Origin of the sequence: Fulvimarina manganoxydans (assembly GCF_900176465.1) — a bacterium.
Lineage (GTDB): Bacteria > Pseudomonadota > Alphaproteobacteria > Rhizobiales > Rhizobiaceae > Fulvimarina > Fulvimarina manganoxydans.
The window spans coordinates 295,885-307,808 of record NZ_FWXR01000002.1; the positions used below are offsets into that span (position 1 = coordinate 295,885).

11 protein-coding genes are annotated in these 11,924 nt (G+C 62.6%); 9 read left to right on the top strand and 2 right to left on the bottom strand.

Annotated features, from left to right (window positions below):
• Positions 1 to 113: 113 nt before the first annotated feature.
• The 8 genes from B9A15_RS04070 to B9A15_RS04105 all read left to right on the top strand — a co-directional run bounded on the left by B9A15_RS04070 (position 114) and on the right by B9A15_RS04105 (position 8,966).
• Positions 114 to 632, top strand: coding sequence for an A24 family peptidase (locus tag B9A15_RS04070; RefSeq protein ID WP_139798190.1), 519 nt, complete (start codon positions 114 to 116; stop codon positions 630 to 632).
• 147 nt (positions 633 to 779) lie between these two features.
• Positions 780 to 1,598: a Flp pilus assembly protein CpaB gene (gene cpaB / locus B9A15_RS04075; RefSeq protein ID WP_084408836.1), complete on the top strand. Its 819-nt coding sequence runs from the start codon at positions 780 to 782 to the stop codon at positions 1,596 to 1,598.
• 41 nt (positions 1,599 to 1,639) lie between these two features.
• Complete coding sequence (locus B9A15_RS04080) at positions 1,640 to 3,211, top strand: type II and III secretion system protein family protein (protein ID WP_084408746.1); 1,572 nt, start codon at positions 1,640 to 1,642, stop codon at positions 3,209 to 3,211.
• Between the two features lie 17 nt (positions 3,212 to 3,228).
• Entirely contained in the window at positions 3,229 to 3,951 is a 723-nt protein-coding gene (locus B9A15_RS04085) for a CpaD family pilus assembly protein (RefSeq protein WP_084408747.1), read from the top strand.
• Positions 3,945 to 5,219, top strand: coding sequence for an AAA family ATPase (locus B9A15_RS04090; protein WP_084408748.1), 1,275 nt, complete (start codon positions 3,945 to 3,947; stop codon positions 5,217 to 5,219). The genes B9A15_RS04085 and B9A15_RS04090 overlap by 7 nt, the downstream gene beginning before the upstream one ends.
• 204 nt (positions 5,220 to 5,423) lie before the next feature.
• On the top strand, positions 5,424 to 6,917 hold the full coding sequence (locus B9A15_RS04095; RefSeq protein WP_084408749.1) for a TadA family conjugal transfer-associated ATPase: 1,494 nt from the start codon (positions 5,424 to 5,426) through the stop codon (positions 6,915 to 6,917).
• Entirely contained in the window at positions 6,917 to 7,924 is a 1,008-nt protein-coding gene (locus tag B9A15_RS04100) for a type II secretion system F family protein (RefSeq protein WP_084408750.1), read from the top strand. The genes B9A15_RS04095 and B9A15_RS04100 overlap by 1 nt, the downstream gene beginning before the upstream one ends.
• Before the next feature lie 52 nt (positions 7,925 to 7,976).
• Entirely contained in the window at positions 7,977 to 8,966 is a 990-nt protein-coding gene (locus B9A15_RS04105) for a type II secretion system F family protein (protein ID WP_084408751.1), read from the top strand.
• Here the strand turns inward: B9A15_RS04105 and B9A15_RS04110 are convergent.
• Positions 8,959 to 9,882 carry a DMT family transporter gene (locus B9A15_RS04110; protein WP_170923161.1) on the bottom strand — a complete coding sequence of 308 codons (924 nt, stop codon included), beginning with the start codon at positions 9,880 to 9,882 and terminating at the stop codon, positions 8,959 to 8,961. The genes B9A15_RS04105 and B9A15_RS04110 overlap by 8 nt on opposite strands.
• A gap of 130 nt (positions 9,883 to 10,012) precedes the next feature.
• On the opposite strand from B9A15_RS04110, the gene B9A15_RS04115 reads away from it, so the two are divergent.
• Entirely contained in the window at positions 10,013 to 10,918 is a 906-nt protein-coding gene (locus B9A15_RS04115) for a LysR substrate-binding domain-containing protein (protein ID WP_084408753.1), read from the top strand.
• Between the two features lie 26 nt (positions 10,919 to 10,944).
• Here B9A15_RS04115 and B9A15_RS04120 read toward each other — a convergent pair whose 3' ends face one another.
• A complete protein-coding gene (locus B9A15_RS04120) occupies positions 10,945 to 11,751 on the bottom strand; it encodes a tetratricopeptide repeat protein (protein WP_244556782.1) in 807 nt (268 codons plus the stop codon).
• Positions 11,752 to 11,924 lie beyond the last annotated feature (173 nt).

Below are 11,924 nucleotides of genomic sequence, written 5' to 3' on the forward strand. Positions count from 1 at the left end.
CGCGTCTCTTTGTCAGAACACCGACACCATCGGCCGGCTTCGCTGGGCGGTGGTGTCCTTTTAAGAGCAGGGCGTTGTTCGGTCCTTTGCGCCCGCGGTCGAGGTCTGCCGGCATGATCCTATCGCAAGCTTATACTTACGCCCTGTTGATGGCCTTTCCCGCCTGTCTCATCCTGGCCGGACTTTCCGACTTCATGACGATGACGATTTCGAACAGGCTTTGCGCCGCGATCGCCATCCTCTTTCCCTTCGCCGCCCTGCAATTCGGCCTGCCGCTCTCTGACTTCGCCGCCCATATGGGCGTTGGCTTCGCCGTCTTCGTCCTTGGCTTCGCCTTGTTTTCGCTTAATCTGATCGGTGGGGGCGACGCCAAGCTCCTGGCGGCTTCCGCCCTATGGATCGGGCCTGATGGTATTCTTGCCTACGGCGTCCTTGTCGCCCTCTTCGGCGGCGCACTTGCTATCGTCCTCTTGTCCGCGCGCTCCTTGCTTGCGCCTGTCACCGGCTTTGCGGCGGCCGATCGCTTGCTTGAGAAGGAGACCGGCGTTCCCTACGGCATCGCGATCGCAGCGGCTGGTTTCGTTGTTTATTCCGACGGCCCGCTGCTCACGGCGGCTCTCGCCTGGCTGTAGGCTTAAGCAAAGCTGGACTTCAACGATCCTTCAAGCGCGATACTCATCGAGCCTTTCATTTTTGGTTAACCATACGTTGACGATTTCTGGGCGATAACGAACGCGAACAGGCCGCACGTCTCTGCGGCACAGATGCGGGAGTTGTCGATGAACCGAGCGCAACTGATTGTCATCGCGGCAGCCGCGCTCGCTGCGGTCGGAGCGGGCTTCGTCGCCCTCAATCTATCGACGCCGGAGCCTCAGGAACCGGTCATCATCACGGCTGCGCCGGCCGAGCCGCCGGTCAAGCTGGCGGACGTTCTGGTTGCCTCCCGCGATCTGCCGATGGGAATGGGCGTCGACAGTGCGCTCTCTTGGCAGAAATGGCCCGTGGACGGCATTGGCGACAGTTTCATCCGTCGGTCTCAACGTCCGGACGCGATTGAAGAGCTCAAGGGCTCCATTGCCCGCCAGGCCTATTTCGCCGGCGAACCGATCCGCGAAGCCAAGCTGATCAAGTCGGAGAGCGGCTTCCTCTCTGCAGTGCTGCCGTCGGGCAAGCGCGCCGTCTCCGTGCAGATCGCGGCGGCGACGGCCGCTGGCGGCTTTATCCTGCCCAATGACCATGTCGACGTGATCATGAGCCGTCGCAAGGACGACGGAACGACAGGTGGTCAGATCGTCACAGAGACCGTCTTACGCAACCTTCGGGTTCTGGCGATCGATCAGACGATCGACGAGGCCGACGGCCAGCGCACCGTCATCGGCTCCACCGCCACGCTGGAGGTCGACGCGGATCAGGCCGAGGCGCTGACCGCCGCCCAGCAGATGGCCGACCGTTTCGTTCTGTCCTTGCGTTCGCTTGCCGACTCCGTTCCCGGGACGCCTGGTTATGCCGCTTTCCTTCTCGCCGAGGAGAAGGCGAAGAACAATGACATTCGGCTCGTCCGCTACGGCAAAATCCAGGATGTCAGGGTCTCCCAATGAAGCGCGCGCCAATCCAAACATCTTTTCGAAGGGAGCGGACCATGCGTCTCACCCGGACAGTCCTGACCAGCCTTCTCGCTTCGGCTCTGCTCTTGGCGCCCGTCAATCCGGTCGTTCCCTATATGGCTGAAGCCGAAGCGGCGGCCAACGGAACCATCGTCAATGTCGGGATGGGGCATACCCGCATCGATCTCGGTCTCGACATGTCCAAGGTCGTGGTTCTTTCGGCCGACGCCCATGACATCCTGGTGGCGAACCCCGCCATCGCCGATGCGGTGACCCGCGACAAACGCCACATCTATCTCTTCGGCAAGCAGGTCGGACAGACGAATGTGATCGTCTTCGACCAGGCCGGTCGCCAGATCGCGTCGATCGACATCAAGATCGAGCGCGACATTGGCGGGCTCGAATCCTCGATCCGTAAATATGTGCCGGATTCCGACGTGAAGATCGAAATGATGAGCGACAACGTCGTTCTGACTGGCACGGTCCGCACCCCGCTCGACGCCGCAAGGGTGGAGCAGATCGCCGAAATCTTCGTGACGGGCGGTGAGGCGACGACAAGCAATTATATCAAGACGGCCACGGCGGGCGGAATGACCGAGGGATCGGGCGGCGATGTCGCCATGGCGAGCGAGAATCGGCGCAAGAGCCAGATCGTCAATCTCCTCAGGATAGAGGGCGAAGACCAGGTCACGCTGAAGGTGACGGTCGCCGAAGTGCAGCGCTCCGTCGTCAAACAGCTGGGGCTTAATGGGACCATCGGTACCGTCATCGACGGGATGAGCTTCGGCGCCGTGTCGGACAATCCGTTTGGTCTCGGAAAGGCGCTGTCGAACTCGCAGTTCGACCTGGCCGGAACGATCGGTGACAAGACCAATCTTCAGGCGGAACTGTCAGCTCTCGAACAGTCCGGTGTTATGCGTATGCTCGCAGAGCCGAGCCTCACCGCCATCTCTGGCGAGAGCGCCGCTTTCAAGGTCGGCGGCGAATTCATTATTCCCAACGGCCGCAGCTTCACCCCTGCCGTCCTGGATGACGATGGAAACATCCAGCAGGAAGGTTATGCGACGGTCGATACCAAGGAGATCGAATACGGCATCGGTCTCGACTTCACGCCGGTGGTCCTTTCGCCTGGACGGATTAGCTTGAAAGTGCGCACCAGCGTCTCGGAACCCACTTTCGAGAGCCCGTTCAGCTTCAGTGGCGACAAATACGGCGCGGGCTTTAACCGCATCGGCCTTCGCAAACGTCTCGCCGACACCACGGTCGAGCTCCCTTCGGGCGGCTCGCTCGTTATCGCCGGCCTGGTGCGCGACGAGGTTCGTCAGGTCGTTTCCGGCTTTCCCGGCCTCTCCAAACTCCCGATCCTCGGCACGCTGTTCCGCTCGCGCGACTTCCAGCGCTACGAGACCGAACTCGTCGTCATCGTGACCCCTTACCTGGTGCGCCCCGTCGGTCGCGAGGCGCTCGCCCGTCCCGACGACGGTCTCGCCTTCGCCTCCGATGGCTCGTCCAATTTCCTCGGTCGCATCAACCGTGTCTACGGCCGCACCGAGACCGCCCTGCCGCCCGGCCGCTATCACGGCGTCGTCGGCTACATCTACAAGTGATCGAGGAGCACCGAACGATGAGCCCGTCTCCGGCAGTCGCCCCCCGCCGTCTGGCCGTTCCCGCGCTTCCGATCAGGCTCGCCGCCATGGCGATGCTGACCGGCGTCCTCTCGGCCTGCGGCAACGTCCATCATATCGAAGTTGGCTCGATCCCCGACGACTATCGCACCCGGCATCCGATCGTCGTCTCGGAGGCCGAACAGGCGATCGACATTACGGTCGTGGCATCCGACAGCAATCTACCCCATTCGGATGTGAGCCGGGTTCAGGACTTCGCCAACCGGTTCCTCACCTCGGGGGCCGATTCAATGCGCGTTTTGATCCCGTACGGCGCGCGGAATTCAGTCGCCGCCGGACGCCTGCTTCCCGAGATCCGTTCACTTCTCTCCCGTTCCTATGTCGAACCCCATCGGATCGTTGTCGAAAGCTATGCCGCGCACGATGCCCTTCGCCCGACGCCGATCCGCCTCAGCTTCTCCACTCTTGTCGCGAAGACCACGCCTTGCGGGTCCTGGCCGGACGACCTGACCGACACGGCAGAGAACAAAAACTATCACAATTTCGGTTGTGCTACGCAGCAGAACCTGGCCGCCCAGATTGCCGATCCGCGCGATCTTCTGTCGCCGCGCGGCATGGGACCGGTCGATTCCCAGCGCCGTTCCACCATTATCGAAAAATATCGCAAGGGTGAGAAGACCGGCGCGAGCGAACCCAAGATGAGCAGCGATTACTCATGGTAAACATTCCCCACGAGCCCGCTCACGACGCAGGAGCGCAGGGCAACATTCCCGAAGTGGTGGACAATGTCCGCCCCATCCCCCGCGTCTCCATCCAGGCTTTCTGCGAAAGCGAGGGTGTGACCACGCCGATGCAGGCTGCGATGAAGGATCGCCGTCTCGCCAAGACCAGTTTCAAGGTCAATACCGGTGATTATCGCGCCGCGCTCGAGCATTTCTCCAGCGCTCCAACGCCCAATCTTGTGATTTTGGAGATGCGCCTGCCGCCGATGGAGCTGATCCAGGCGCTCGACAAGCTGGCGGATGTTTGTGACCCCGGAACGAAAGTGGTCGTGATCGGCCATTATAACGACGTTCAGCTCTATCGCGAATTGATGCGGTGCGGCGTTTCGGAGTATCTCGTCGCGCCGATTTCGCTCGCCGATGTCCTGACGACGATTTCCGACATCTTCGTCGCACCCGATTCTGAGCCTCTCGGCCGCAGCATCGCCGTACTCGGCGCCAAGGGCGGCGTCGGCGCCTCGACCATCGCCCACAATGTCGGCTGGGCGATCGCTGATCTGTTTCAAAGCGAGGTGATCCTCTGCGACTGCGATCTGGCGTTCGGGACGGCCAATATCGATTTCGACCGCGACCCAGCCCAGGGCATGTACGAAGCCCTTCGCTCCTCCGGCGAAATGGACGAGACGCTTCTCGATCGCCTGCTGTCGAGTTGCGGCGACCATCTCTCGCTACTGTCCGCGCCCTCGACGCTCGATCAGGTCTATGATCTCGACGCGAACGATTTTCGCGTTCTCGTCGAGACGGCCCAGAAGACGGCGCCCTTCGTCATCCTCGACCTGCCGCATCAGTGGACGGACTGGACGCGGGCCATGCTCGCCCAAGCCGATCTCGTGGTCATGGCGGCGAGCCTCGACCTTGCCAATCTGCGCAATGCCAAAAATCTGGTCGATACGCTGGCCAAGCTGCGGCCGAACGATGTCAAGCCGCATCTCGTGCTCAATCAGATCGGCATCCCCAAACGGCCCGAGATCGCCCTCGACGAATTCTGCGATCCGCTGGGCCTAACGCCGGCGGCCGAAATTCCCTTCGATCCGCAACTCTTCGGCGAGGCGGCCAATGCCGGTCTGATGATCCGGCAGCTGAACGCCAAAAGCCCGATTGCGGCGACCTTCGACCAGCTCGCCCACATCGTCACCGGTCGCGAGACGATCAAGAAAGCGAAGAAAGTCGGCCTCTTCGACCGCCTCTTGAAGAAATCGGCGGCCTGATCCGGCTAAGGGCCGGTCACGGCCTGGGCCGCAGACGTGCCAGTGCGGCGCTCGGGGCGCCGTCGGCATCCGTCATCGCGAGGCGATCGGCCGGATGTCGCAGGACGCATTCTTCGCTCGCGCGGAGAGATGAGAGGAACGACAAGACCGGATGGTGCGGCGGCTTGAAGCCACGGATCGTCCTTTCTCGGAGACTAGCATTCGATGTTCGGTAAACGCTCAAGCCAGACGCCGTCCGCGGGCAGCACCGACCTCAAGGAGCGGCCGGTCCCCAAGCCTGCGCCGGTTCAGCCCGCGACCTCGCGCGAGCCCGCCGCGCCGCCAAGCGTTCGGCCCACGCAGAGCTCGGTGTCGGCCCCCGCCGCGTCGGAGGGCGCCGGCAACAATCGCTCGGCCAAGCGCGACGACGCGTTCTATCAGCGTAAGTCGCAGGTCTTCGCAGCCCTGATCGACACGATCGACCTTTCGCAGCTCGCCGGCATGGAAGCCGATGCCGCGCGCGAGGAAATCCGCGACATCGTCAACGACATCATCGCGATCAAGAACTATGCGATGACGATCGCGGAACAGGAGGATCTCCTCTCCGACATCTGCAACGATGTTCTCGGCTATGGCCCGTTGGAGCCGCTTCTGGCGCGCGACGAAATCGCCGACATCATGGTCAATGGAGCGCGCCAGACCTTCATCGAAGTCGCCGGCAAGGTGCATGAGGCTGGAATTCGCTTCCGCGACAATCAGCAGCTTCTCAATATCTGCCAGCGCATCGTCAGCCAGGTCGGACGCCGCGTCGACGAGACATCGCCCATCTGCGACGCGCGTCTTCCCGACGGTTCGCGCGTCAACGTCATCGCGCCGCCGCTTTCGATCGATGGGCCGGCCCTGACGATCCGAAAGTTCAAGAAGGACAAGCTGACTCTCGACCAATTGGTCAATTACGGGACGATCACCCCGGACGGGGCCGAGATTCTGCAAATCATCGGGCGCGTTCGCTGCAATATCGTCGTCTCGGGCGGCACGGGCTCGGGTAAGACGACCCTTCTCAATTGTCTGACGCGCTATATCGATCTCGACGAACGCATCATCACCTGCGAGGACTCCGCCGAGCTCCAGCTGCAGCAGCCCCATGTGGTGCGGCTGGAAACCCGACCGCCCAATATCGAGGGCGAGGGCGAGATCACGATGCGCGATCTCGTCAAGAACTGCCTGCGTATGCGGCCCGAGCGCATCATCGTCGGCGAGGTGCGCGGACCGGAGGTGTTCGATCTCCTACAGGCGATGAACACCGGCCATGATGGGTCGATGGGCACGATCCACGCCAACAGCCCGCGCGAATGCCTCAACCGTATGGAGTCGATGATCGCCATGGGCGGCTATTCTCTGCCCTCGCGCACTGTGAAGGAGATCATCTGCGGGTCGGTGGACGTCATCGTCCAGGCCGCGCGCCTGAGAGATGGCTCCCGCCGCATCACCCACATCACCGAGGTGGTGGGGATGGAAGGCGACGTCATCATCACCCAGGATCTTTTCGTCTACGACATCGTCGGCGAAGACGCGGCCGGCCGGCTTATCGGTCGGCATCGCTCCACCGGTGTCGGACGCCCGCATTTCTGGGATCGCGCGCGCTATTATGGCGAGGATCGCCGCCTGGCCGCCGCGCTCGACCGCAGCAACCTCCAAAGCGAGCAGGAGGGCTATTGATGAGTCCGCTCGGGGTTCTCCTCTTCGTCCTTCTCTCGACCGCCGCCGCCGGCGGCGTCGCCTTTGCTCTGCTTCAGCCGAAGCTCGCAGCCTCGAAGAAGGTCGCCGCGCGCAAGACCGCGCTGGCCCGAGACGAAAAGGCGAAAGCGAATGTCGCAGCCGCGCGCAGCCGGGTGCAGGAACAATCCAAACGGCGTAAGAACCTCGAAAATTCGCTGCGCGAGATGGAAACGCGGGCCAAGGCGCATGATCGCAACCGGACGAAGCCGAGCCTTAGCCAGACGCTCGCGCAAAGCGGCTTGACCATCTCCGCGCGTATGTTCGTCCTGCTGTCGGTTGGCATCGGCCTGTTCGCGGCGATCATAGCTTTGGGCCTGGGGCAGGGACCCATCGTCGCCCTTATGCTCGGGATCGTCTGCGGCGCGGGCTTGCCGCGATTCGCTCTAGCGCGCATGCGCAAGAAGCGTCTTGAACGATTTATCGAGCATTTCCCGAACGCGATCGACCTGATCGTCCGTGGTATCAAGGCCGGTCTGCCCTTGGGCGATACACTGCGCACCGTGGCCGCGGAAGTGCCGGAGCCTGTCGCCAGCGAATTCCGCCATGTGGTCGAGGCCCAGCAAATGGGCGTCGGCCTGGGCGAGGCTTGCGAACGTCTCTATCGGTCGGTGCCGCTGCCCGAGACGAACTTCTTCGCGATCGTCATCGCCATCCAGGCCCAGGCCGGCGGCAATCTCTCGGAGGCGCTCGGCAATCTGTCGCGCGTTCTCAGAGAGCGCAAGAAGATGCGCCAGAAGGTTCAGGCCGTTTCATCCGAAGCCAAGGCGTCCGGGACGATCATCGGCGCTCTGCCGATTGCTGTTGCCAGTCTCGTCTACATGACGGCGCCGGATTACATCGGAATACTATTTCAGACGACGGTCGGAAATTTCATTCTGATCGGCTGCGCCGTTTGGATGTCCATCGGCATCTTCGTCATGAAGAATATGATCCAATTCGAAATCTGATGACGGTTCGCCGCCGCTTACGGCGTCCGGCCAGACGATCGGGAGCTTTCCCATGGAAGCCATGTTTCGCGCCGTCGGCATCGCGCCGGAAGCTGCTTTCGCCATCCTTCTCGGTGCGGCGGTCTTTGCCAGCATGCTCGCGGTTCTCTTGCCGGGGATGAAGAAGAACACACTGAAGACCCGGATGAAGGCTGTCGCGCTCGAGCGTGAGGAGATCCGGGCCCGTGAACGCGCGCGTCTGTCGCGCGAGGACAAAGGCGGACGCGCGAGCCTACGAAATGTGGAAGAGTACGGCTTCGCCGCCAAGGTCGTGGATGCTCTCAACCTTCGCAAGGCGCTTGTGGACGAGAAGACCACCGCGAAGTTGAAGATCGCCGGATATCGCAATTCGCGCCATCTGACGCTCTTCCTCTTTGCCCGCGCGTCGCTCGCTTTGGCTTTCCTGACGATTGCCTGTTTTTACATCTATGGCCTCGGCGTTCTTGAGAATCAGATCTTCTCAGTGAAGCTTTTGATCGTTGCCGGTGTTGCTTATCTCGGCTTCTATCTGCCGGTCATGGTGGTCAACAACGCGGCGCAGAAGCGCCAGAAATCGGTCCAGCTCGCTTGGCCGGACGCACTCGATCTGATGCTGATCTGTGTTGAGGCCGGCAACTCCGTCGAGGCCGCCTTCCGTCGTGTGTCCGAGGAGATCGGGGTGCAGTCGATTCCGCTGGCCGAAGAGCTGGTTCTGACCTGCGCCGAACTCTCCTATCTCCCCGATCGTAAGGCGGCCTACGACAATCTTGCGCAGCGCACCGGGCTCGAAGGCGTCAAGGCGGTCACGACCGCGCTGATCCAGGCCGAGCGTTACGGTACGCCGCTCGGTAGCGCCCTGCGCACCATGGCGCAGGAAAATCGCGATATGCGCATGAATGCGGCGGAGAAGAAGGCAGCGTCCCTGCCGCCCAAACTGACAGTGCCGATGATCGTCTTCTTTCTGCCGGTGCTCTTTGCCGTCATTCTCGGCCCTGCCATCATCAATATTTTCGGCGTCATGTGATTGCACGTTTCGGGTCCGGTTTTTGCCTGCGCATCGACAGGGCCGCGCCGGCTCCGGCGCAGGCGATCAGGACGATGCCGACGAGACCGGGGCCGTCCGGAACGACACCGAAGAGGACGAAGGACCAGAGCCCGGCAAAGCCGAGATAGGCATTGTCGAAGACCCCGATCAGAGCCGGTCGAGGCGACTGATAGGCTCGCGCGACGAGAATGGTGATCGCGGCAATGAGGAGGCCGAGCCCTGCCATGGTCGCAAGGAGCATCGCGTCGAGCGACTGCCACGGCGTTCTCAGGAACTGGTGGACAGGCTCCGCCGAAATTTTCGACGAGAAGACGCTCGTGAGCGCGAGGCCGAGGCCCCCGACGATGGCAAGGCTCGCATTGAGGTGAAACGCCATGGCGAGCGGCCTTTCGGCCGCGCAGCGTTGGTGGGTGATGAGCCCGGCGGCTGCGTAGGCGATGGCCGCAAGGATCGGCAGAACGATCGAGGGCGAGACCATGCCCGGCATGGGTTTCAAGGCGAGGCAAGCGCCGCAAAAGCCGACACCGAGCGCGATCCAGGTCGCGCCATTCAGACGTTGGCTCAGACACAGCCATCCGCCAAGCGCCATCCAGATCGGCGCGGTGTAGTAGGCGGCCGCTGCGATCGGCAGATCAAGCGCGGGGAGGGCGGCGTAATAGGCCACCCACATGGCGCAGAGGCACAGGCTCCTCAACCCGACCCATCGTTTCGCCCGGATCGACAACTCCGCAAGGCGGCCGCTCAACACTGCGAACGCGACGAGAGCACCCATCGCGAAGGAGGAACGCAGGAAGAGAATTTGAAAGAGGCCGACGCGATCACTGACGAGTTTCACGAGGGCATCGGAGAGAGACAGGAGAAACACCGCGCAAAGGATCGACAGAATGCCTTTCACGGATCCTGTGGGCAGGCCTGCAGCGGAGCGAGGCGCGGGACTGGTCGATATGGATGCCATCCGGTAATGCTTGCGGAATATCGGCCGCTCCACAAACGACTTCTCGGCCATTGTTTCATGAATGGACGTCATGCATTCGAGCCGTCGCACCCTGCCGCCTTTGGCGACCCTTCTTCCCTTCGAAGCGTCTTGCCGGTTGGAGAGCTTCACCCTGGCGGCCGAGGAGCTCGGCCTGACCCAGGGAGCGATCAGCAAGCAAATCCGGTTTCTCGAAGCCGAATTGGGAGTTACGCTTTTCGAGCGGCGCAATCGGGGCGTCTTTCCCACCGAGGCCGGACGCCGCTTCGGGCGGATCGTCAGCGATGCCTTGAGCGAGATCGCCATGGAGACGCAGCGGCTGAAGGCGCGGCGCAGACCGGGCGAAGTGGTGCTGCGCTGCCAACTCTGCGAAGCCTTTTATTGGCTGATGCCGCGCCTGTCGTCCTTCCATCGCCTTCACCCGGATGTGGAGGTCCGCGTTTCGGGCTCGATTGAGGCGATCGGGGAAGCGGCGGCCGATTTCGACATCGCCATCCAGACGGCTGGACGGCGGCATGGCTCTTATCCGCTGGTCTTCACGGCGAGCGACGAGGTGTTTCCGGTTTGCAGTCCGTCCTATGCTGAAGCGATGAAATGCCCGTTGCCTTTGAGCGCGCTTCGAGACGAGCGGCTGCTCGCCCATCGCGTCGAGCCGCAGGACTGGATGGATTGGGACGACTTTCTGCGTCAGAGCGGATCGATGGTCCGTGTCGGCTCAAAGGGCCGAAGCTTCGACAGCTATCCGCTGGTCCTTCAGGCCGCCGTTTCGGGGCAGGGGATTGCGCTGGGATGGCGGCGGACGGTCGCGTCCATGCTGGCTGACGGAACGCTTCTGCGCCCCTGTCGGGAGAGCGTGATCCGGCCGGCGGAGATCGCGGTCTATCTCTGCGACCACGCCGTTGAGCACCGACGCGAAGTGGCGGCGGTGCTTGCTTGGCTTGCACAGGAACTGGCTTGAGAAGAGGCCGTTCGGCGCCTCGTGTCTCAGCCGGCCTTGCCTTCCTTCTCCAGCTTCGACCAAGTGTTCTGCTGGGACAGCATCTGGCGCAGGAAGGTGACATTGGCTTGCGCCTCGGAGGGCGAGAGCTCGGCCGATGCGATCTTTTCGGCTTCCTCGAAGCGGCCCTGAAGGCCGACGACCAAAGCGAGATTTTGGCGCACGCGGCTGTCGGCGCCCGGTTGGCCGATCGCCTGTTTCAGGTAGCGTTCGGCCGACGGCAGATCGTTGGCCAGGAGATAGGACATGCCGAGATTGGACAGGACCGCCGGCTCGTTCGGCTGAAGATCGAGTGCTTTGCGATAGAGAACGCGGGCATCGTCCTGGCGCCCGAGCTGGTCGAGGATCGCCCCTTCGGCCGAGAACAGCCGCCAGTCCGGATAGTCCGGGGTCTGGGCCCGGCGCACGGTCTCCAGGGCCTTGGTGAGGTCGCCGGCCGCGGCCAGTGCCTTGCCATAGGCCGACAGGACGTCGCGATCCTTCGGATGGGCGATGGCGACCTGGCGCATCACGGCAAGGGACTGTTCGTTGCGGCCCGCCATCTGAAGCGCGGCGGCATAGGAAAGACCGACGGTCTTGTCCTTCGGATTGGCCTCGTAACGCTGGCCATAGGCGGCGAGCGCGCCGCGCAGATCGCTGGACGACATTTGCGAGACGGGCTTGGACGGCGCGCCATAGGTGCTCGTCTGGGAGGGCTTGGAAATCGAGCCGGTCGTCTCCCGGCTGACATTGGCGCAAGCGCTCATGGCCAGGAGCGCGGCGAGACTTGCGATCGTCAGGCCCTTTTTCGACATCGAAAACGAACTAGACTTCCGGCTGCGCATGAGTCGCTCCCGTCCGAGACCCTGGATGGTTTTCGCCGGACTGTGGGCCGGCGGTCATTCGGGACCCACAATATTCTGTTAACCCTAATGGACCGTTAACGGGGGCTTTCGCTGTTCCCGTCGTCTTAACCCGCCGAATGGAG

What these genes read in the sequence shown, in the direction of transcription:
- B9A15_RS04070 (WP_139798190.1), top strand. Translation starts at nt 114, where the DNA reads ATGATCCTATCGCAAGCTTATACTTACGCCCTGTTGATGGCCTTTCCC.
- cpaB (WP_084408836.1), top strand. Translation starts at nt 780, where the DNA reads ATGAACCGAGCGCAACTGATTGTCATCGCGGCAGCCGCGCTCGCTGCG.
- B9A15_RS04080 (WP_084408746.1), top strand. Translation starts at nt 1,640, where the DNA reads ATGCGTCTCACCCGGACAGTCCTGACCAGCCTTCTCGCTTCGGCTCTG.
- B9A15_RS04085 (WP_084408747.1), top strand. Translation starts at nt 3,229, where the DNA reads ATGAGCCCGTCTCCGGCAGTCGCCCCCCGCCGTCTGGCCGTTCCCGCG.
- B9A15_RS04090 (WP_084408748.1), top strand. Translation starts at nt 3,945, where the DNA reads ATGGTAAACATTCCCCACGAGCCCGCTCACGACGCAGGAGCGCAGGGC.
- B9A15_RS04095 (WP_084408749.1), top strand. Translation starts at nt 5,424, where the DNA reads ATGTTCGGTAAACGCTCAAGCCAGACGCCGTCCGCGGGCAGCACCGAC.
- B9A15_RS04100 (WP_084408750.1), top strand. Translation starts at nt 6,917, where the DNA reads ATGAGTCCGCTCGGGGTTCTCCTCTTCGTCCTTCTCTCGACCGCCGCC.
- B9A15_RS04105 (WP_084408751.1), top strand. Translation starts at nt 7,977, where the DNA reads ATGGAAGCCATGTTTCGCGCCGTCGGCATCGCGCCGGAAGCTGCTTTC.
- B9A15_RS04115 (WP_084408753.1), top strand. Translation starts at nt 10,013, where the DNA reads ATGCATTCGAGCCGTCGCACCCTGCCGCCTTTGGCGACCCTTCTTCCC.
- B9A15_RS04120 (WP_244556782.1), bottom strand. Translation starts at nt 11,751, where the DNA reads ATGTCGAAAAAGGGCCTGACGATCGCAAGTCTCGCCGCGCTCCTGGCC.